Below are 21395 nucleotides of genomic sequence, written 5' to 3' on the forward strand. Positions count from 1 at the left end.
GCGTTCGTTTTATTGGGGGGATTCCATGACGACCAATGCCCGCGCCGCCCGCGCGATTTTCCTGCTGTCCGCATCCGCGATGGCCTTCGGCATGCCGGCGACGGCCCAGGCGCAGGACGACATGACGGGAGCCAGCAGCGCCGATATCGTCGTCACCGCCCGCCGGCGCGAAGAAAAGCTTCAGGACGTGCCAATCGCCGTCACCGCGATCAGCCAGGCCGGTCTGGACTCCCGCGGGTTCGATGCCGTCACCGACGTCCAGCAGATTGCGCCGAACCTCAATTTCACGCCCGGCCAGGGCGGCAATAGCGGCGGCATCGCGGCCTTCATCCGTGGCGTCGGCGAGAATGATTTCATCATCACCTCCGATCCCGCCGTCGGCCTGTATATGGACGGCGTCTATATCGCCCGCACCTTCGGCGCGACGACCGAGCTGCTCGGGATCGACCGGATCGAGGTGCTGCGCGGGCCGCAGGGCACGCTGTTCGGCAAGAACACGATCGGCGGCGCGATCAACGTCGTCAGCGGCGTGCCCGATGGCAGCGACGTTCTGGAAGCGGATCTCCGCTATGGATCGTACAACACCGTCCGCGCGCGGACCAATGTGGAAGGCGCGCTGACCGACAAGCTGTCGCTCGGCATCTCCGTCCTCGGCGAATTTGGCGAGGGATGGCAGAAGGTCCCGTCGGGCAAGAATCTCGGCAACAAGCGCATGGTGGCCGGCCGCGTCACGCTTCATTATGACGACGGCCCGTTCGATGCGGTGCTCACCGTCGATGGTCTCCATCGCAACCAGAATTCGACCGCGCACTCGATGCTGGCCTTCACGCCGACGCCCCTTTCCGACCTGCAGAACCTGCTGCTCGGGCCGTGCTGCACCGTGCCCGGCCGGATCGACCGCACGGATACCACGCAGTCGCTGAACCATGACGACACGGATTCCGCCAATGCGGCGCTCACCCTGTCCTATGATGTCGGCGCGGGGACGATAAAGTCGATCACCGCCTATCGCTGGGTCAGCGCGCTGTTCGGCCGCGATGGCGATGCGTCTTCGGCCGTGAACTATGCCGGCGACATCCATGATGAGGGCGCCAAGCAGTTCAGCCAGGAACTGCAATATACGACGCCGCTGTTCGGCGATCGCGGCAATCTGCTGGTCGGCGCTTATTATTTCCGCGAACGCACCCGCGACGACACGCGCCTCGTGGTGGCCGATGGGCTCTATCCGGCGATGATCGCGGCCGGTTTCGATCCGGCGCTGGCAACCGCGCTCGATCTCAACATCGATTTCTTCAACCGCCAGAAGACGACCAATTATGCGGCGTTCGGCAATTTCACTTATGATCTGACCGACGCCCTGACCGTCGAGGTTGGCGGCCGCTACACCTATGAAAAGAAGACCTTCACCCAACGGTCGCTGCGTATCTACAGCCAGCAGCCGCTGATCCCCGGCTTCTATCCCTATACCCTGTCGGAAGACTGGGACGCCTTCAGCCCGCGCGCTTCGGTCAGCTACAAGTTCGACAGCAATGTGCTGGGCTATGCTTCCTGGTCGCGCGGTTTCCGCAGCGGCGGTTTCAACGGCCGCCCGACAGCCGAGATCGAAATCGGTTCCTACGACCCCGAATATCTGACCGCCTATGAAGTCGGCCTGAAGAGCACGCTCGGCCCGGTGCTGCTGAACATCGCCGCGTTCCGCAACGAATATAAGGACCAGCAGCTGCTGGTGAACAAGACCAACCTGAACGTCGGTTACGAGAATGCCGGCAAGTCGCGGATCCAGGGCCTCGAACTCGAACTGTCCGCCCGGGTTACGCCGCGTTTCCAGATCAGCGGTTCGCTGGGCCTGCTCGACGCGAAATATCTCGAGTTCGAAACCGTGATCAACGGCCAGCCGGTCGACCTTACCGATCGCAAGCTCAAGCAGGCGCCCGAGATCACCGGCAACCTCAGCCTCGTCTATACCGCGCCGATCACCGACGAACTGGATGCCACCTTCCGCGCGGACACCACCTATCGCAGCCTCACCTATATCGACGTCGAAAACTCGCCGCTGCGCGCGCCGGACCATGCCATCCTCAATCTTAGCGCGGATTTCGATCTGCCGTGGGATGGCACGTCGCTGCGCTTTGCGGTCGATAACGTCACCGACAAGCAGGTCGTGACGGCGGGCTTCGACGGCCGGGCGAGCTTTGGCTTCATGGAAGGCTTCTTCAGCGATCCGCGGCGCTATTCGGTTACGCTGTCGATCCGGAGATAAACCAATCGCAACATAAGGCGGACGAGGGAGACGCGCATGAAGAGACGGGACTTCATCGGATCACTCGGAACCATGGGGGCGGCGGCATTGCTGCCCGCCCCCACCGCCGCGCAACAAGCCTGCGGCGACGCGCCGGCCACGCAATCGCGGGCAGCCTTTGCCGAGCTCGTTGATCTGCTGCAGGAACTGGATCGGGATTATCTGAGCCCGAAGCGGCGAATTGCAGGCGTTACCGACATTTCCGACGGCCACCGGCAGATCCTGCATCATCTGCACGTCGCCCTGTCGCTGGTCGCCGAGGCCGATCCCGACCGCCCGGTTTTCCGCCGCACGGCGGACATGGCGATGAAGTTCTTCGGCGATAACCCCGACGCGCTTTACTACACCGCCTTCATCGATCCCGCCCGCACCTACCGGATCAGCGGCAATACCGCCGGCGCGGATTTCACCTCGTTCAGCTTCGAACGGGCAGCCTTCGATGGTTCCCCGTCAAGTGGCGTATCGATGGTCCTGGACGATCGCGATCTCGATATTTCGGCCGATGGAAATTTTGCCTTCAGCGTGGGCCCGGACCAGAAGTTCAAGCTGGAACCCGGCGTCGGCATGATCCAGACGCGCCATTATTTCGAAACCGCGGCGCCGGTCTGCGCGGATCCCAACAGGCATGCCCCGCTGCGGATCGAGGCCGTCGGCCCGCTGCCCGTGCGCCCTGCCCCCGACGACGCATCGATCGCCGCATCCATCCGCCGCGTGGCGAACTTCCTGCGCAAGACGACGATCGACATGTCGATGATGCAGCCGGGGAAAACGCCGGCTTGGGTGTCGCTCGTGCCCAATCGCTTCAATCCTGCCGAAATCCCCAGCGGCGATATCGGGTTCGCCAATCGCAGCGCCGCTTATGCCATGGCGCCCTATGCGCTTAGCCCGGATCAGGCGCTGGTGATCGAGGGGCGTTTCCCCAAATGCCGTTTCGCCAATGTCGTGCTGTGGAACCGCTACCTGCAGACCTATGACTATGTGGCGCACACCATTTCGCGCAATCGCAAGTCGACCACGCTGCTGCCCGATGGCCGCTTCCGCATGGTTCTCGCCCATCGCGATCCCGGCGTGCCGAACTGGATCGACACGCAGGGCCGCCGCGTCGGCCTTGTCTATTGGCGCTTCCTGCTGCCGGAGGAGTCGATCGAGCCCCTCACCACGCGCGTCGTTCCCCTGACGGAGTTGCGCTGACCTCAGGCCCCGCGCTTGATCAGCCGGAAGAAGGCATAAGACGGGTCCGATGGCCCCGGCTTGCCGATCTTGGCACCTTCCAGGAAGGGATGTTCGAGATCGATGATCGACGGTGAGTGGATGTTCGCCCAATCCGCCACGATGGCGCGGTGGAGGAATTTCCACTTGCCGTCGCGCTTGGCATATTTGTCGAAATAGCGGCCGCCGACGAGCACATCCATCGGCCCATCCGGCGTCTTGGCCCGGTGCAGGGCGAGCAGATAGACCTCGCCCTCGGCATAATCGCCGTCGAAGGCCAGATTGATCGTGGTCACATTATGATGGAGGATTTCCATCGGCGCCTGGATTTCGGGCAGCTTCTCGATGAACTCCATCGCCGGCCCGCAGAACATCGCGCCATGATCGTCGATGGCATCTTCATGATAGAGCGTGCGCAGCTTTTCATGGTCGTGCCGGTCGGACGCCTGGCAATAGACGGTGATCAACTGCCGGATTTCCTCGCGGTCCAGCAATTCCTGCAGGCGCGCTTCCTTGTCGCTCATGCCCTCTCCTCCAAAAGAAGAACCCCTCCGCGGCAGGCCGTGGAGGGGTTCGATGATCCTTAGAACTTGATCCCGGCGGTGATGCCGTAAGTCCGCGGATCCGGGTAGTAAGCGACGGTCAGGCCGCCGAAGCCCGGGCCGAAGTCGATGAAGTTCGACGGGTTGTCTTCCTTCAGCAGGTTACGCACCCACAGCGACACCTGAGCCTCGACACCCGCGAGCGGGATTTCCGAGACCACGCCGCGCAGGTTCACGATCGTGCGGCCCTGCGACATCGTCGTCTTGGCGGTCTGCTCCGACGGGAAGTTCACGTCGATGGCATAGGGGTAGGTGTAGTACTTCGACACATAGTTCAGATCGCTGATCAGGTTGAAACGGCCCCAATCGCCTTCCGCCACGCGCCAATCGGCACCGAGCGACGCCGTATACTTCGGCGTGTGCGGGAAGGCGCGGTTATCCGCCACTTCCTGACCGAACTCGATGAACGACTTATACTTGGCGTCGAGGATCGAGAACGACGTGTTGAAGGTGAAGAAATCGGCCGGACGGACGATCGCTTCAAGTTCGATACCACGGATGCGCGCAGCACCGGCGTTGCGGACGATCGACGAAGCAGCACCCTGTGCGGTGAACACCGCCAGCTGGATGTCCTTATGCTCGTCCCAGAAGCCCGCGATGTTCAGCTGCAGCTTGTTGTCGAGCAGACGGCTCTTAAAGCCGATTTCATAGCTGTCGACCTTTTCGGGCTTGTAGGGATCGCAAAGCTCCAATGCGCCCGACGGGCATTCCGCAGTCGGCGCGCCAACGCTGCTCGTTTCGCCGTTGAAGCCGCCCGACTTGTAGCCGCGCGCATAGCGAGCATAGACGTTGATCCGATCGGTCAGTTCGTAACGGACCGTCGCGGCCGGGCTCAGATTGTTGTACTTCGCCTTCGGAATGTCGCCATAGCCCACGTCGATGAAGGGCGCACCGCCATTCATGGCGTAATAGCGGCTGATATCCTTCTCTTCATGGTTGTAGCGAAGGCCACCGACCAGGACCAGGCGATCGGTCAGGTTATAATCAACCTGCGCATATGCCGCCCACGCTTCGGTGTGCGAACCATAGTTCGAAACGAAATCCTGCGCGCCGTAGAAATAGCTCTGCGGGTTCTTCGTTTCCGAATGGTCCTTGAAGTAATAGAGGCCGGCCACATACTTCAGATTGTCATCGAGCGCCGAGCCCGAAACCTGCAGTTCCTGGCTGAACTGGTGATACTTCACATCGCGTTCGGTGCGCGCGATCGCGAGCGGCGAACCATCGAGATCGAGATTGTCGTGGAAACGCAGCTTGCGGTACGACGTGATCGACTTCAGCGTCGCGTCACCCAGATCGAGCGAAGCGGTGAGCGCGTGGCCCTGCGTACGGGTCTTTTCGAACACGTCCGCGTCGATGCTGCCCTTGGTCTGACGCTCCTTGTTCGCGAACTGCGCGAGCGGCAGGCCGGAATAATTGGCCGAATTCGGATCGAAGATGTCAGCCGGGCCACCGTTCAGGTTGACCTGATACAGCTGCGCATAGTCCGGGCGCTGGTTGAAGTTCGAATAGTCATAGGCATAGTCGAACGTCAGATTGTCGGTCGGCTCGGCGCGGAGCTGAACCATGAAGCTCTGGCTGTCGATGTCGTTGGTGTCGGTGATGCCATGCGGATTGCCGACAATATCGATCACGCCATCGCGCTTCTGGATCTGGCCCGACACCTTCGCCGAGAAGATGCCCATCGCCGGCAGATCGAGAACGCCCTTGAGCTTCCAGCCATCGAAATTGCCATAGGTGGCTTCGACCTGGCCGCCCAACTCACCCGACGGCTTCTTGGTGACGAGGTTCACCGCGCCGGCCAGCGTGTTACGGCCATAAAGCGTGCCCTGCGGACCACGCAGAACTTCGACGCGCTCGAGATCGGCGATGTCGAAGATCGAACCCTGCGCCTTGGCGATGTAGACGCCATCGACATACATGCCGACCGCCGGTTCCCAGGTGATCGACGGGTTGATCGTCACCGAGCCGCGGATCGCGATCTGCGAGATCGTCTTGTTCGACGGCGCACGGTCGATCTTCATGTTCGGCGCAATCGAGCCGAGCTGGTCGATCGAGCTGATATCGCGCGACTGCAGATATTCGGTGCTCACCGCCGAAATCGCGATCGGCACCTGCTGCACATTTTCCGCACGCTTCTGGGCGGTGACGACGATGTCTTCCAGGCCGCCATTCACGTCGGCGGCGGCAGGAGCTTCCTGCGCGATCGCCGGCGCAGCGCCGAGCACCATCGTCAACGCGAGCAGGCTCGCGCCGCGGTTCAAACCAGTCATGGACACTTACTATTCCTCCAGGGCGTTCAATCGGCCGTCGTTGCGGCACTCAGGTTGGCGGCGTGGTCATGACGGCCACGGCCGCAGAAGCGGTCGATCGCGTCGCCATCGGCACGGCCGAAGGCTGCAATATCGTCCGGCAACAGGGCATCCAGCGCGGCAACGGCGCGCTGCGTCGCCGCGCGCTCCGATCCGGCATCGAACCAGCGCTTCAGCGCCGGGAAACGCTGCCAGACCGACTTGTCCTTAAGCAGCGGGAAAATGGTATCGGCGGTGCGTATCCACGGCCATGTCGCGACATCCGCCAGGCCATATTCGGCGCCGGCGACGAACGGGCTTTCCGCCAGCCGCCGATCGAGCACGCCGAGCAACCGGGCCACTTCGCTTTCGTAGCGCCGCACGCCATAATCGCGTTCGCCTTCCGGCGCATAACGCCAGAAATGGGTATATTGGCCGAACATCGGCCCGACGCTGGCGGTCTGCAGCATCAGCCACGACATCGCGCGGGAGCGCTGATGCGGATCGGCCGGCACCATCTGGCCCGAAGCCTCCGCAAGATAGAGCAGCGCCGCCGCGCTTTCGAACACCGCAAAGGGTTCGGCCCCGCGCTGATCGATCAGCACGGGCACCTTGTTGTTCGGGCTCATCGCCAGAAAGGCGGGGTCGAACTGCTGGCCTGCGAACACGTCCACATGCCGGAGCCGATAGGCAAACCCGCACTCCTCAAGCATCAGCACGAGCTTGAGGACGTTCGGGCTGCTCATGCCGAGCACCTCGAACATCAGGCGGCCTTCCGCGCGGCGTGCATCGCTTCGGCGCGCGCCTTGAGCGCCACGGCCGTATCGTCGAACGCGCGCTTCACCCAGTCGCCGCAGAAGCGCATGACGTGGATGCCGTTATCGCCGTAAAAGGCATCGGTGCTGTTATAGGCGCAGCGATCGGCACCCAGCGGCTCGATGATCTGGTCGCGCCGCGCCGGATAGGGCCAGATTTCCATGAAGGGCAGTTCCCAGGAAATCAGGCGCTCAGGCTCGATCGCGCAGATATATTCGACATTGTCGACGATCTGGCCGGGCACCGTGTAGCTCGCCAGCTTCATGTTCACGGCAGCGCCCATTTCGAGCTTGCTGTCGCACACCACGCAGAACGGGTTCCAATCCTTATAGGCGGCGAAATCGGTGAGGATTTCCCAAACGACCGACGCGGGGGCGTCGATCTCGACGCGCTCGGAACGCACCACATTCGCAGGGTCGAGGGCCATACCGTCGGTCTGGGCCATATCCATCTCCTGATTTTTGGGGCGACCCTTCTTGTCCGCTTGGCACGGCGGGGCCTTCGGCACCCCTGTGGCAGCGTTCCGCCCGGCCCGTCAATGGGCCGCTACGCAAATCAACGTTGCAAAATGTTCAAATTGCCAGCTTGCGGAACGAGTGTTGCCGATTTGCCATGCACACACGTTAGGATATCGGGCCAAGTTGATGCAATTGGCTCAGGATTTGGCGGCTCAGGATTTGGGCGTGAACCGCGCAATCAGGTCATAGTCCGATCCCGGGAAGATCTGGCGGACATGGGTAACATCCACCTCGCCGCGCCAGGTGCGCCGCTCCACCAGCAGACATGCCGTATGCGGCTTGATATCCAGGAGGTCGGCAATGCGCTTGTCGGCATTGATCGCCGCGATCCGGTGCTCCGCCTCGGTCCACGGCACCGCATCGAGCAACCAGGTGCCGGGGGGCGTCACGCTGAAATCCACGTCTTCGGCCGATGGCGCCGCCGCAAGGCTGATCTGGCGCTCCTCGAACGCGAACGGACGATCATCGGCCATGTGCAGGCATTCGAGCTCGAGCAGATCGGCGGCGCCCGCCAACTGCCGCTCCACGGCATTTCCGGCCACGGCCGTGCGGCGGCGGCGCATCAACAGCTTATGGCTGTAGCGGCGGCTTCGCGTCTCAACCTCGGCCCGAATATCGGGAACGGCGAGCACCGGCGCATGGACGCGCGGCTCCGCCACGAAAGAGCCCCCACGCCGGCGACGAACGATCAGCCCGGCATCCACCAGCGCGGCAATGGCCTTGTTCACCGTCATCCGCGCACAGCCGAATTCGGCCATGAGCTCATGTTCGAACGGGATGCGATGGCCCGGCGGCCAATCGCCCGAAAGAATGCGTTGTTCGATATGCGCGCGGATGCGACGGTTGAGCGTGGTCATGACGCCAGCAAGCGTTGCAGCACAACATGATAGCGCGCAACCACCGCCGCGCGCGCCTTGTGCCGGCCGCCCGCCACCATCTGCCTGCCGCCGCGCCAGACGCCATCGATCGCCGATCGCCCGGCCGCAAAGATGAAGCTGTCGAGTAGGCTTGCATCCGATCGCCCGCACAGCGCCGGGTGATCGCCATCGAGCGACACCCAGTCCGCCGGCATGCCGACCGCCAGCCCCATCGCTGCGCCGAGCGCCCGCGCGCCGCCGTGCAAGGCGTCGGCGAAGATCCTATCGCCAACCACCTCCCCTTCACCCGCAAGCACGTTGCGCCCGCGATGGTGGAGGCGCTGGCCATATTCCAGCAGCCGCAGTTCGTCGGCCATGTCGATCGCCACGTTGGAATCGGTGCCGATCCCCCACGCGCCACCAAGGCCACGAAAGGTCACCGCAGGAAACAAGCCATCGCCCAGATCGGCCTCGGTAATCGGGCAAAGCCCCGCCACCGCGCCGGACGATGCCAGCCGCCCCACTTCCGCATCGTCAAGGTGGGTGGCGTGGACGAGGCACCAGTTAGGATCCACCGGCGCATTATCCAGCAGCCACTGCACCGGCCGGCTACCGCTCCACGCCAGGCAATCCTCCACCTCGCGGGTCTGTTCGGCGATATGGATGTGGATCGGGTTGGCGGCGGCCAGCGGCAGGATCGCGTCTAATTGCTCCGGCGTCACCGCACGCAGGCTGTGCGGCGCAATGCCGACGACCGCGCCATCAATGCCGGCGAGTGCGGCCCGGCTCGCCTCGATCAGGCGGGCATAGCCGTCGACGGACGAAAGGAAGCGGCGCTGCCCCTCCCCGGCCGGCTGCCCCCCAAAGCCGCCTTGCGCGTAGAAAACTGGCAACATCGTAAGGCCGATACCCGCGACATTGGCGGCGGCGGCCACCCGCTCCGCCATTTCAGCAGGGTTGGCATAGCCCCGGCCATCGAGATCATGGTGGAGATAATGGAACTCGCCGACGCGCGCGTAACCAGCCTCGACCATTTCGACATAAGCGAGCGCGGCAAGCGCCTCGAGATCGTCGGGCGTCAGTTGCCCGACGAACCGGTACATCAGGTCCCGCCATGTCCAGAAGCTGTCGTCACCCGCGCCGCGCAGGCCGGTGAGGCCCGCCATGGCGCGCTGGAACGCGTGGCTGTGAAGATTGCCCATGGCCGGGATGCCGATGGCGATTCGCACGTCGGACGCATCAGCCGACACGGCCTGCTCGATCGTGGAAATCCGCCCCGCCGCGACTGAAATGCGAACATTCCTCGCCCAGCCATCGGCCAACCGGACGGAAGCAAAATGAAAGGTGGACGGTTCAACCACTGGACAGGCTCCCTCGTTCGTGAATATGTATAGACATTATTCAACGAGGACGGAAGGAGGTGAATGTGGCGCATTGCGATCGCATCTGGCGGAATGCTCGCCTCGCCACATTCGCGCCCGACCGCCCCGGCATCGGCGAGGTCGACAACGGCATCGTGGCGGCGAAGGACGGCCTGATCGTCTATGCCGGCCCGGCGGGCGATGCGCCTGCGCTGGACGCCGCCGATATCGTCGATTGCGGCGGCCGCTGGATCACCCCGGGCCTGATCGATTGCCACACCCACCTCGTCCATGGGGGGGATCGCGCCCACGAGTTCGAACTGCGGCTCGCAGGCGCGAGCTATGAGGAAATCGCGCGCGCTGGCGGCGGCATCGTCTCCACCATGCGGGCCACCCGCGCCGCGACGGAAGCCGAACTGGTGGCGGCCGCCCTGCCCCGGCTCGATGCCCTGATCGCCGAAGGCGTCACGACCGTCGAAATCAAGTCGGGCTACGGTCTCGCCCTCGACCACGAGATCAAGCAATTGCGTGCCGGCCGCAGGCTCGGCCGCGAACGGCCCGTAACCGTCGCCACCACCTTCCTCGGCGCGCACGCGCTGCCGCCGGAATATGCCGACGATGCCGACGCCTATATCCAGACCGTGGCTGACGAGATGATCCCGGCCATCGCGGCGGAAGGGCTGGCCGACGCCGTTGACGCCTTTTGCGAAGGGATCGGCTTCTCGCCCGCGCAGGTCGATCGCATCTTCTCCGCGGCGCGTGCCCACGGCCTGCCGGTGAAGTTGCACGCCGAGCAGTTATCCAATCTTCACGGTGCCGCATTGGCGGCAAGCTTCGGCGCGCTCTCCGCCGACCATCTCGAATTCCTCGATATGGACGGCATCGCCGCCATGGCGCGCGCCGGCACCACCGCCGTGCTGCTGCCCGGCGCCTATTATTTCGTGCGCGAGACGAAACTGCCGCCCGTTGAGGCGCTGCGCGCGGCGCGCGTCCCCATCGCGCTGGCGACCGACTGCAATCCCGGCACGTCGCCGCTCACGTCACCCCTGCTGGTGATGAACATGGCGGCAACCCTGTTCCGGCTGACCGTGCCGGAATGCCTGGCGGGCATGACGCGCGAAGCGGCCCGGGCGCTGGGGATGCTGGATCGCGCGGGAACACTCGAGGCCGGCAAACGCTGCGATCTCGCCATCTGGGATGTCGAGCGGCTTGCCGAACTGGTTTATCGCATGGGGTTCAATCCGCTCCATGCCCGTATCTGGAGTGGTCGATGACCGAAATTACCCTGAAGGCCGGTGAAGCGACGCTCGCCGACTGGCGCGCCATCTATCTGGGGACGAACGCCCGTCTCGACGCATCGACCGCGCTGGCCATCGCGGCCAGCGCAGCCGCGATCGAACGCATCCTCGCCCGTGGCAAGCCAGTCTATGGCATCAATACCGGCTTCGGAAAGCTCGCCAGCGTCAAGATCGAGGCAGAAGACCTCGCCACGCTCCAACGCAACATCGTCCTCAGCCACGCCGCCGGCGTCGGTGATCCGATGCCCGTGCCGATTGCCCGCCTGATGATGGCGCTGAAGCTAGCCAGCTTCGCCCATGGCGCATCGGGCGTGCGGCCCGAAACCGTGGCTATGCTGGAAGCCATGCTCGCCAAGGGCCTGACGCCGGTCGTGCCGGCGCAGGGTTCCGTCGGCGCGAGCGGCGATCTCGCGCCGCTGTCGCACATGGCGGCCGCGATGATCGGCGTGGGCGACATGTTCGTCGCCGGCGATCGCGTTCCGGCCGCCGAGGCGCTGGCCAAAGCGGGGCTCGCACCGCTGACGCTCGGCCCCAAGGAAGGCCTCGCCCTGCTCAACGGCACGCAATTCTCCACCGCCAACGCCCTTGCCGGGCTGTTCGAAGCGGAAAAGCTGTTCCGCACCGCGCTCGTCACCGGCGCGCTGTCGACGGAAGCCGCCAAGGGATCGGACGCCCCGTTCGATGCCCGCATCCACCAGTTGCGCCGTCACGCCGGCCAGATCGCGGTGGGCGACGCGCTTCGCGGGCTGATGGCCGGTTCCGCCATCCGCGCATCGCACCTTGAAGGCGATGCACGCGTGCAGGACCCCTATTGCCTGCGCTGCCAGCCGCAGGTGATGGGCGCCGTGCTCGATCTCCTGCGCCAGGCCGGGCACACGCTCGCCACCGAAGCCAACGGCGTGTCCGACAACCCGTTGATCTTCGCTGATACCGACGAGGCGCTTTCGGGCGGCAACTTCCATGCCGAGCCGGTCGCCTTCGCCGCCGACATGATCGCGATGGCGATTTGCGAAATCGGCTCCATCGCGGAACGGCGCATCGCCATGCTGGTCGATCCCGCCTTGTCGGGCCTGCCCGCCTTCCTGACGCCGTTGCCGGGGCTCAACTCCGGCTTCATGATCCCGCAGGTGACGGCAGCCGCGCTGGTTTCGGAAAACAAGCAGCGCGCTTATCCGGCAAGCGTCGATTCCATCCCGACATCGGCCAATCAGGAAGACCATGTGTCGATGGCCGCACACGGCGCGCGCAGGCTGGCAGCGATGGCCGAAAATGCGCGCGGCGTGTTGGCGATCGAATATCTCGCCGCCGCGCAGGGCTGCGATTTCCATGCGCCGCTGCAATCCAGCGACGTGCTCGAAAGCGCCCGCGCCCTGCTCCGCGCCAAGGTGCCGACGCTGGGCGAAGACCGGCATTTCCACCCTGATATCGCGGCGGCGGCAGATCTGATCAGCGCAGGCCAGGTCGCGGCGCTTGCCGATCTCCCGGGCATCGCATGAACGACTGGCTTGAAATCCACCGTGGCACGGCGCCGCTGATCGTCAGCTTCCCGCACACGGGAACCGACATTCCGACGGCGATCGAAGCAGGGCTGGCCGATCCGTGGCTGGCCCGCAAGGACGCCGACTGGTGGATCCACAAGCTCTATGCCTTCGCGGCGGATCTTGGGGCGACCCTGATCCGCACGCCCTATTCCCGCACGGTGATCGACGTGAACCGCGATCCATCGGGCGTGTCGCTCTATCCCGGCCAGGCCACCACCGGGCTTTGCCCGGTCGAAACCTTCGATGGCGAGGCGCTCTATGCGGGTGCGGCGCCAAACGCGGAAGAGATCGCGCGCCGCCGCAGCCTCTATTTCGATCCCTATCATGCGGCCATCGGGGAAGAGATTGCCCGGCTGCGTCATCTGCATCCCACCATCGTGCTGTATGACGCGCATTCGATCCGCAGCCATGTGCCCCGGCTTTTCGACGGCGAACTGCCGCAATTCAACATCGGCACCAATGGCGGAACCACCTGCGCCGATGCGCTGACCTCCGCCATCGAGGCCGCGTGCGACGCATCCGCATTCAGCCGCGTGACCAACGGCCGTTTTCGCGGCGGCTGGATCACCCGGCATTACGGCCAGCCGGAACGGGGCGTCCACGCGATCCAGATGGAACTCGCCTGTCGCGGCTATATCGACGAACCCGCATCGCCCTTCACGCCCGCCAACTGGCCGACGCCGTTCGACGCTACCCGCGCCGAGCCGCTTGTCCGCACGCTTCAGGCCGTGCTCGCCGCCGCCATCGCTTTCGCCAAGGAACAGAAATGACCCGTATCGACAATAGCCGCGTCATCCGCCCCGCGACGGGCACCGAATTATCCGCCAAGAGCTGGCTCACCGAAGCCGCGCTGCGGATGCTGATGAACAATCTGCACCCCGACGTGGCGGAACGGCCCGAAGAACTGGTCGTCTATGGCGGCATCGGCCGTGCGGCGCGCGACTGGGAAAGCTATGACCGCATCGTCGAGACGCTGAAGCGGCTTGAGGACGATCAGACCTTGCTCGTCCAGTCGGGCAAGCCGGTCGGCGTGTTCCGCACCCACACCGATGCACCGCGCGTTCTGCTCGCCAATTCGAACCTTGTGCCGCATTGGGCGAATTGGGAACATTTCCACGAGCTCGATCGCAAGGGTTTGGCCATGTACGGCCAGATGACGGCCGGTTCGTGGATCTATATCGGCAGCCAGGGCATCGTTCAGGGCACCTACGAAACCTTCGTCGAAATGGGGCGTCAGCATCATGGCGGCAGCCTCGCCGGCAAATGGCTGCTGACGGCCGGCCTTGGCGGGATGGGCGGCGCGCAGCCGCTGGCAGCGGTGATGGCCGGCGCGTCCTGCCTGGCCATCGAGTGCCAGCCTTCGCGCATCGAGATGCGGCTGCGCACCGGCTATCTCGATCATGCCGCCACGACGATCGAGGAAGCGATGGCGATCATCGACAAGGCCTGCGCCGAGAAGAAGGCCGTTTCGGTCGGCCTGCTCGGCAACGCGGCCGAGATCCTGCCAGAGCTTTATCGCCGTGGCATCCGCCCCGATCTCCTCACAGATCAGACGTCGGCGCATGATCCGGTGAACGGCTATCTGCCCGCCGGATGGACGCTGGAACAATGGGCCGAAGGGCGCGAGCGCGATCCGGCCGGTGTGGCGGCGGCCGCCAAGCAATCCATGGCCACCCATGTCCGCGCGATGCTCGACTTCCAGGCCGCCGGCGTACCGACCGTCGACTATGGCAACAATATCCGTCAGATGGCGCTCGAAACCGGCGTCGCCAACGCCTTCGACTTCCCGGGCTTCGTGCCCGCTTATATCCGGCCGCTTTTCTGCCGTGGCATCGGGCCGTTCCGCTGGGCCGCGCTGTCGGGCGATCCCGAGGATATCTACAAGACCGACGCCAAGGTGAAGGAACTGTTGCCCGACAACACCCACCTCCACAACTGGCTCGACATGGCGCGTGAACGCATCCACTTCCAGGGCCTGCCGGCGCGCATCTGCTGGGTTGGGCTGGGCGATCGCCACCGCCTCGGCCTTGCGTTCAACGAGATGGTGGCCAAGGGCGAGTTGAAGGCACCGGTCGTCATCGGCCGCGATCATCTCGACAGCGGTTCGGTCGCCAGCCCCAATCGCGAGACGGAAGCGATGGCCGATGGTTCGGATGCCGTTTCGGACTGGCCGCTCCTCAACGCGCTGCTCAACACCGCGTCAGGCGCCACCTGGGTCTCGCTCCACCATGGCGGCGGCGTGGGCATGGGCTTTTCGCAGCATTCGGGCATGGTGATCGTCGCCGACGGCAGCGAAGCCGCCGCCAAGCGGCTGGAACGCGTGCTGTGGAACGATCCCGCCACCGGCGTGATGCGCCACGCCGACGCCGGTTACGACATCGCGAAGGATTGCGCGCGTGAGAAGGGGCTGGATCTGCCCAGCGTCTTTTAACTAGCGGCGAAGGGCGATGATCGCGAGCAGCAGCCAACCGCCGATCATCGCCAGCCCGCCCAGCGGCGTCACCGCGCCCAGCCAGCGTGGCGCGCCGAGCGCCATGGCATAGAGCGTTCCGGCGAAGACCAGCGCGCCCAGCAGCATCAGCAAAGCCGGGCCACGGCCGCGCGGCATGGCCAACACCGCCAGCGCGGCGGCGGCATGCACCATCTGATAAGTGGCGCCGGTCCGCAGCCATTCGGCCGCCTTGCCCGTTGCGCCATGGGCGCCGAACGCGCCCGCCGTTACCGCCAGCGCGCCCGAAAGCGCCGCCAGCACCGCCACCATACCCGGCCGCTTCATTTGCCCCCCATACCCTCCAACGGATTGCCCGGCCGGAACATCATTTCCTTGGCCGTGTGAAGATCGCCCGATTTGCTCTGCAATTCCAGGCGAATGGCATCGCGCTCGCGATACTCGTGCTCGATGCGGTCAATTTCCTCGGCGGTTACGCCCATCGCATCCAGCGCCTTCCGCCCCATCAGCACGGCGGATTCGAACATCTCCCGGACCGTGGCGGCGATATCGAGGCCATCGAGCCGGATCAAAGATTGCCGGTCATAAGCGCGCACCAGGATCGCAGCCTGCGGGAAGGTCGTCATCACCGATCGCAGCCCATCCTTGTCGAGCTGCCGGTCGTCGATGCAGAAGATGATCGTCCGCGCTTTTTCTCCGCCCGCCTGCCGCAGTAGATCGAGCCTGCGGCCGTCGCCATAATAGACCATCATGCCAAAGCTGGAGCTGCGCTCGATCGTCGACGGCGCATTGTCGATCAGCGTCACGTCGCACCCGCGCGCCATCAGCATCTGGGCCACCGTTTGCCCGAAGCGGCCATAGCCGACGACGATCGCCGTGCCCTCCGGGCGCTCGCTCGGCCCTTCCAGATCGTCGCGAACCACCGGCCGCTCCTCGGTAAAGCGGCGTGACAATTTCATCAGGAAGGGCGTGGACGCCATCGATATCGTCACCACCGCGCCAAACAGGCTTGCCGCCTCCGGCGCGATCAGCTGCGCTTCCGCCGCCTGCGCGAACAGCACGAAACCGAATTCACCCCCCTGGCTCAACAGCAGTCCCAGCGCGATCGACCGGCGTGTCGTCAGGCCGAAAAGCCGTGCGAGCACGAAGATCACACCCGCCTTGATCGCCACCACGGCGGCGGCGAGCGACAGGACGAACAAGGGCCGCGTCGCCACCGCGTTCAGATCCAGCATCATGCCCACGGCGAGGAAGAACAGCCCCAGCAGGATCGTGCGAAACGGTTCGATGTCCGCTTCCAGTTCGTGCCTGTAGGGCGAATCCGCCAGCATCATGCCGGCGACGAAGGCACCCAGCGCGGTGGAAAGGTGGAGCGCCTCCATCACGGCAGCCGCCATGATGACGGTGAACAGGCCGGCCGCCACAAACAACTCGCGCTCGCCCAATCCCCCGATCAGGCGGAATAGCGGATTGATGATGAAGCGGCCCGCCAGCACCAGCCCGACGATCGCCGCCACGGTATAGACCGCCATGAGCCAGCCGGGCGGTGCCGAAGGATCGGCCGGCGCACGCGACAGGGCGGCGATGATCGTGATCAGCGGAACGATCGACAGATCCTGAAACAACAGGATCGAAAAGCTCTTTTCGCCAAAGGGCGTGTTCAGCCGGCCCGCCGAACGGAGCATCGGCAACACCTGTGCCGTCGACGACAATGCGAGCGGCAGGCCAAGCGCGATCGCGGCCGCCGGCGTGAAGCCCGTGGTCACCCATAGGAACGCCGCCAAGGCCACCCCGCACAGCACGACCTGCGAGAACCCCAGGCCGAAAATGTCGCGGCGCAAACGGATCAGTCGGCTCGGATGCAGATCCATGCCCACAATGAAGAGCAGCAGCACGATGCCGAGTTCGGCAATACCGAGCTTGCTTTCCGCATCGCCGACCAGCCCCAGCCCCTGCGGACCGATCAGCGCGCCCGCCACCAGATAGCCGAGCACGGCACCGAGACCCAGGCGGCGAAAGGCGATGACCAGCACGAGCGCCGCGCCGAGCAGGATGACGCCATCCTTCAACAGCAGCGTGGTGACATGTTCCTCGTTCATGCGGCGATCGCCACGGCGCGCGCAGCGGCTTCGGCCACGGCTTCGAAGGCAAGTCGGATCGAGGCATGGCGCGCCGTGTGCGGGCGCGCGGGGGCGAAGATCATAAGGCCTGGCCATGCGCCGGGATCATCACGCTCCCCGGCCAGAAACGCGGCCAGCGCATCGCGCGCATCGGCCAGTTCGCCGGCGGTGCGCCCCACGGCATGCCCCGCCATCAGGGCAGCCGATGCCTGGCCCAACGCGCAGGCGCGCACCTCCTGCCCCAGTGCGAGCACGCGGCCATCGGCACCCATCACGACATCGACGGTAACGCGGCTACCGCACACGGGGGATCGCTTCTCGATACTGGCCTGCGGCTCGGAAAGCCGCTGCTGATGGGGGATCGCGGTTGCCAACCGCAGGATTTCGCTATTGTAGAGCGCGCCGGACATAGCATCCATTTAGGCGCCGAAATGCGCCAGCAACACCCCTATTCGCCCGCCGCCTCCGGCTCCTTCGCCCGCATTTCGACGAAATCGACGATCGCGCGGCTGCTGGCATTCATCAGCGGGAAGGTGCGCGACGCCCTCAACCATTCCGGCCGCTCGGCCGAAGGCCCGTACCAGACGTCGCTGGCGAGATTGACCGCGAGGAAGATCAGTGCGGAGAGGATCAGGCCTTTGACGCCGCCAAAGCCAAAGCCGAGAACGCGATCCACCGGCCCCAGCACCGATTGCCGCATCTGCCGCCCCATGCGCGCCGCAAGCAGTTTTCCGGCCACGAACACAAGGATGAAGATCAGCGCAAACGCCAGCACCGCCGCGCCCATCTGCGTGCCCACGGGGCCGGCAAGCGCCGCCGTAACCGGATCATGGCCGAACTTGACCGCAAGGATCGCCGCAACCCACGCGAATAACGACAGCATCTCCGCCGTGAAGCCCCGATAGGCCCCCATCAGGGCGCCACCACCCATCAGGAGCAGCACGACGATATCCAGCGCGGTGAGATTCATGCGAGCTTGCTAGAGCACAATGCTCCGCGGGGAAATATGGGTCGTTCGCACAAGGCCCTGTCCCCGGCGCCCGCCCTTATCCGCCCCCTCTCAGGGTATCCCCCGATATGCCGCCCGGCTGCCCCGCCCCTAACATTCCGGAATCGCACATTTGCCCATCCATCACAGGAGCCCCCCATGCCGGCCAAAAAACCGAATATCCTGATCATCTGGGGTGATGATGTGGGGATGTGGAACCTCAGTTGCTATCATCGCGGGATGATGGGCGGCTCGACCCCCAATATCGACAGGATCGCCAAAAGGGGCATGCTGTTCGTCGATCATTACGCGCAGGCAAGCTGCACCGCCGGGCGGGCCGCGTTCATCACGGGCCAGTATCCGATCCGCGTCGGCCTCAGCACTGTCGGCCTCCCCGGTTCGCCCCTTGGTCTCCAGAAGGAAGATCCGACGCTCGCCGAACTGCTGAAACCACACGGTTATGCGACCGGTCAGTTCGGCAAAAACCACCTTGGCGATCTCGATGAACATCTGCCGACGGTGCATGGGTTCGACGAGTTCTTCGGCATCCTCTACCACCTCAATGCCGGCGAATATCCCGAACAATACGACTATCCCAAGGACGATCCGCATTTCCAGCAGCGGGGCGTGGTCCACAGCTGGGCGGATGGCAAGGGTGGTCAGAAGGTGGAAGACAAGGGGCCTTTCGGCCGCGAGCGCCAGCGCCACCTCGATGACGAGGTGATGACCGAATCCAAACGCTTCATCCGGGAAACGGCGAAATCGGGTAAGCCGTTCTTCGTCTGGCACAACACCACGCGGATGCATTACCGCACCAACTTGCCGCCCGAATATGACGGTGTGACCGGCTATGGCCTTTACGCGGATGGCATGAAGCAGCTGGACGACCATGTTGGCCAGTTGCTCGATCTGCTGGACGAACTGGGCATCGCCGACGACACGATGGTGATGTTTTCAACCGACAACGGCGCCGCTTCAAACAGCTGGCCGGATGGCGGCAACCAGCCTTTCCGGGGCGAAAAGGGCGTGGGCGGCTTCGAGGGCGGCTTCCGCGTGCCGATGGTCGTCAGCTGGCCGGGCCACATTCCCGAAGGCGCAGCCACGGGTGAATTCATGACAATGGAAGACTGGATCCCGACGATCCTGTCCGTACTCGGCGAACCGAAGCTCAAGGAAGAGCTGCTGAAAGGCAAGAAGGTCGGCGAGATGACCTACAAAGTCCACCTTGACGGCTATGACCAGACAGAATTGCTTAGCGGCAAGGGCAAATCGGCACGGAAGGATTTTTATTATTTCACTGAAACGACGCTGCACGGGCTTCGTTACGGCGATTGGAAATTCCTGTTCAAAACGCAGGATAAGTGGTTCAACGGTATTCAGGAAAATCTGACGACGCCACTGATTACCAATCTCAAACTCGATCCCTTCGAGCGCTTTCATGAAGCGCGCGGCTATGACGAATGGCAGGAAAATCACAGCTGGACGCTGGGTGCCGCCACGCAGATAATCGGCGGCTTCATGAAATCCCTGTCGGAGTATCCGCCGCGGATGAAGAGCTTCGATCTCGATGTCGATGCAATGGTGGCCGACGCATCCGCGTCACAATCGCGCTAGTCCGCCTTGGCAGGGGCACGCGGCCATTCGCCGCGTGCCCTCACCCCCGGCCCAGCAATTGATCGACCAATGCACCGAGCGTCGTGAAGCCCGAAAGGCGAAGTTGTTCGGCCTCCATCCCCCGCGGCACCAGCGCCCGTTCGAAGCCGAGCTTCGCCGCTTCCTTCAGCCGCAGATTGCCGTGCGCGACCGGGCGGATCTCACCTGAAAGCGCCACTTCGCCGAAAACCACGGCATCCGGCGGCACCGGCCGTTCGGCAAGCGCGGAAATGAGCGCAGCGGCCACCGCCAGATCGGCGGCGGGATCGGACAGCCGATAGCCGCCCGAAACGTTGAGATAGACTTCCGCCGTCGAAAAGCTGAGCCCGCAACGCGCTTCCAGCACCGCAAGGATCATCGCCAGCCGGCCCGAATCCCAGCCGACGACCGCACGGCGTGGGGTGGCGCCGCTTTGCAGGCGGACGACCAGCGCCTGGATTTCGACGAGCACCGGCCGCGTGCCTTCCATCGCCGGGAACACGGTTGCGCCGGCAATCTCCTCACCCCGATGCGTCAGGAAAAGGGCGCTGGGGTTTGCGATCTCATCCAGCCCCTTTTCCGCCATGGCGAAAACACCGATCTCGTCGGTGCCGCCAAAGCGGTTCTTGATGGCGCGCAGGATGCGATATTGGTGGCTGCGCTCGCCTTCGAACGCGAGCACTGTATCGACCATATGTTCCAGCACGCGGGGCCCCGCGATCGTGCCGTCCTTGGTGACGTGCCCGACGAGGATCAGCGCGGTGCCGCGTTCCTTGGCAAAGCGGATCAGCTCCTGCGCGGACGCGCGGACCTGGCTGACCGTGCCGGGGGCGCCCTCGATCACGTCCGAATGCATGGTCTGGATCGAATCTATCACCAGCAAGGCGGGTGGCACGCCCTGCCCCAGCGTCGTCAAAATATCGCGGACCGAGGTTGCCGACGCGAGCTTGACCGGCGCCGTGCCCAGTCCCAGCCGGCGCGCGCGCAGGCGCACCTGATCGGCCGCTTCCTCGCCGGATATATAGGCAACGTCACGGCCCGCCATGGCGAGCTTCGCCGCCGCCTGCAGCAGCAATGTCGATTTGCCGATCCCCGGATCGCCACCGATCAATGTGGCCGATCCCGCCACCAGCCCGCCACCGAGAGCGCGGTCGAACTCGGCAATCCCGGTCGCCATGCGCGGCGGGAGGGCGACTTCGGTATCGAGGCCGACCAGTTCGATCGAACGGCCGCCGCCGCGCAGATCATGCTTGGCCGAAAAGACGGTGATGTTCGACAGCTCTTCGGCCAGCGTGTTCCATTCGCCGCAATCGACGCACTGGCCCTGCCACTTGCTGGTGGCGCTGCCGCAGGATTGGCAGACATAGCGTTTCTGCGGCTTGGCCATTGGGCTCCCGATCTATGAACAGATCGGGAA

Annotated in this window: 18 protein-coding genes; 7 read left to right on the plus strand and 11 right to left on the minus strand. The window is 64.4% G+C overall.

The features are described 5' to 3' along the window. Positions 1-25 precede the first annotated feature (25 nt). Complete coding sequence (locus CHB74_RS00905; RefSeq protein WP_089217713.1) at positions 26-2260, plus strand: TonB-dependent receptor; 2235 nt, start codon at positions 26-28, stop codon at positions 2258-2260. A gap of 36 nt (positions 2261-2296) precedes the next feature. Beyond that, positions 2297-3490 (plus strand): hypothetical protein, encoded by a 1194-nt coding sequence (locus CHB74_RS00910; protein ID WP_144033676.1) that lies wholly within the window; start codon positions 2297-2299, stop codon positions 3488-3490. Between the two features lie 2 nt (positions 3491-3492). Here the strand turns inward: CHB74_RS00910 and CHB74_RS00915 are convergent, their stop codons facing one another. The 6 genes from CHB74_RS00915 to CHB74_RS00940 form a co-directional block, all read right to left on the minus strand. Continuing rightward, positions 3493-4032 (minus strand): nuclear transport factor 2 family protein, encoded by a 540-nt coding sequence (locus tag CHB74_RS00915; protein WP_089217715.1) that lies wholly within the window; start codon positions 4030-4032, stop codon positions 3493-3495. Between the two features lie 59 nt (positions 4033-4091). Further along, a complete protein-coding gene (locus CHB74_RS00920) occupies positions 4092-6380 on the minus strand; it encodes a TonB-dependent receptor (RefSeq protein ID WP_089217716.1) in 2289 nt (762 codons plus the stop codon). A gap of 26 nt (positions 6381-6406) precedes the next feature. Further along, positions 6407-7162, minus strand: a complete 756-nt coding sequence (locus CHB74_RS00925; RefSeq protein WP_089217717.1) for a glutathione S-transferase C-terminal domain-containing protein — start codon at positions 7160-7162, stop codon at positions 6407-6409. Then, positions 7162-7659: an SRPBCC domain-containing protein gene (locus tag CHB74_RS00930; RefSeq protein WP_089217983.1), complete on the minus strand. Its 498-nt coding sequence runs from the start codon at positions 7657-7659 to the stop codon at positions 7162-7164. The genes CHB74_RS00925 and CHB74_RS00930 overlap by 1 nt, the downstream gene beginning before the upstream one ends. A gap of 225 nt (positions 7660-7884) precedes the next feature. After that, on the minus strand, positions 7885-8589 hold the full coding sequence (gene hutC, locus CHB74_RS00935) for a histidine utilization transcriptional repressor HutC (protein WP_089217718.1): 705 nt from the start codon (positions 8587-8589) through the stop codon (positions 7885-7887). Further along, positions 8586-9950: a formimidoylglutamate deiminase gene (locus tag CHB74_RS00940; protein ID WP_089217719.1), complete on the minus strand. Its 1365-nt coding sequence runs from the start codon at positions 9948-9950 to the stop codon at positions 8586-8588. The genes hutC and CHB74_RS00940 overlap by 4 nt, the downstream gene beginning before the upstream one ends. A 65-nt stretch (positions 9951-10015) precedes the next feature. Here CHB74_RS00940 and hutI point away from each other — a divergent pair, with 65 nt between their 5' ends. The 4 genes from hutI to hutU are packed head-to-tail and all read left to right on the plus strand — an operon-like array spanning position 10016 to position 15220. Beyond that, a complete protein-coding gene (hutI, locus tag CHB74_RS00945; protein ID WP_089217984.1) occupies positions 10016-11224 on the plus strand; it encodes an imidazolonepropionase in 1209 nt (402 codons plus the stop codon). Next, positions 11221-12744, plus strand: coding sequence for a histidine ammonia-lyase (gene hutH, locus CHB74_RS00950; RefSeq protein ID WP_089217720.1), 1524 nt, complete (start codon positions 11221-11223; stop codon positions 12742-12744). Before hutI ends, hutH begins: the two co-directional genes overlap by 4 nt. Next, positions 12741-13559 carry an N-formylglutamate deformylase gene (hutG, locus tag CHB74_RS00955; RefSeq protein WP_089217721.1) on the plus strand — a complete coding sequence of 273 codons (819 nt, stop codon included), beginning with the start codon at positions 12741-12743 and terminating at the stop codon, positions 13557-13559. The genes hutH and hutG overlap by 4 nt, the downstream gene beginning before the upstream one ends. Continuing rightward, positions 13556-15220: a urocanate hydratase gene (gene hutU, locus CHB74_RS00960; protein WP_089217722.1), complete on the plus strand. Its 1665-nt coding sequence runs from the start codon at positions 13556-13558 to the stop codon at positions 15218-15220. Before hutG ends, hutU begins: the two co-directional genes overlap by 4 nt. On the opposite strand, the gene CHB74_RS00965 is transcribed toward hutU, so the two are convergent. Genes CHB74_RS00965 through CHB74_RS00980 form a run of 4 tightly spaced genes read right to left on the minus strand, consistent with a single transcriptional unit; the run spans position 15221 to position 18328 of the window. Beyond that, positions 15221-15565, minus strand: coding sequence for a DUF423 domain-containing protein (locus CHB74_RS00965; RefSeq protein ID WP_245842526.1), 345 nt, complete (start codon positions 15563-15565; stop codon positions 15221-15223). After that, positions 15562-17337 carry a cation:proton antiporter domain-containing protein gene (locus CHB74_RS00970; protein ID WP_089217723.1) on the minus strand — a complete coding sequence of 592 codons (1776 nt, stop codon included), beginning with the start codon at positions 17335-17337 and terminating at the stop codon, positions 15562-15564. The genes CHB74_RS00965 and CHB74_RS00970 overlap by 4 nt, the downstream gene beginning before the upstream one ends. Then, the gene (locus CHB74_RS00975) at positions 17334-17768 is read right to left on the minus strand and encodes an iron-sulfur cluster assembly scaffold protein (protein WP_089217724.1); all 435 of its coding nucleotides are present in this window, start codon (positions 17766-17768) and stop codon (positions 17334-17336) included. Before CHB74_RS00975 ends, CHB74_RS00970 begins: the two co-directional genes overlap by 4 nt. A gap of 38 nt (positions 17769-17806) precedes the next feature. Further along, positions 17807-18328 carry a CvpA family protein gene (locus CHB74_RS00980; protein ID WP_089217725.1) on the minus strand — a complete coding sequence of 174 codons (522 nt, stop codon included), beginning with the start codon at positions 18326-18328 and terminating at the stop codon, positions 17807-17809. A 36-nt stretch (positions 18329-18364) separates the two neighbouring features. Here CHB74_RS00980 and CHB74_RS00985 point away from each other — a divergent pair, with 36 nt between their 5' ends. Then, positions 18365-19960 carry an arylsulfatase gene (locus tag CHB74_RS00985; RefSeq protein ID WP_245842528.1) on the plus strand — a complete coding sequence of 532 codons (1596 nt, stop codon included), beginning with the start codon at positions 18365-18367 and terminating at the stop codon, positions 19958-19960. 40 nt (positions 19961-20000) lie between these two features. Here the strand turns inward: CHB74_RS00985 and radA are convergent, their stop codons facing one another. After that, positions 20001-21365, minus strand: a complete 1365-nt coding sequence (radA, locus tag CHB74_RS00990) for a DNA repair protein RadA (protein ID WP_089217727.1) — start codon at positions 21363-21365, stop codon at positions 20001-20003. Positions 21366-21395: the final 30 nt, after the last annotated feature.

It is taken from the genome of Edaphosphingomonas laterariae (genome assembly GCF_900188165.1).
GTDB lineage: Bacteria > Pseudomonadota > Alphaproteobacteria > Sphingomonadales > Sphingomonadaceae > Sphingomonas_E > Sphingomonas_E laterariae.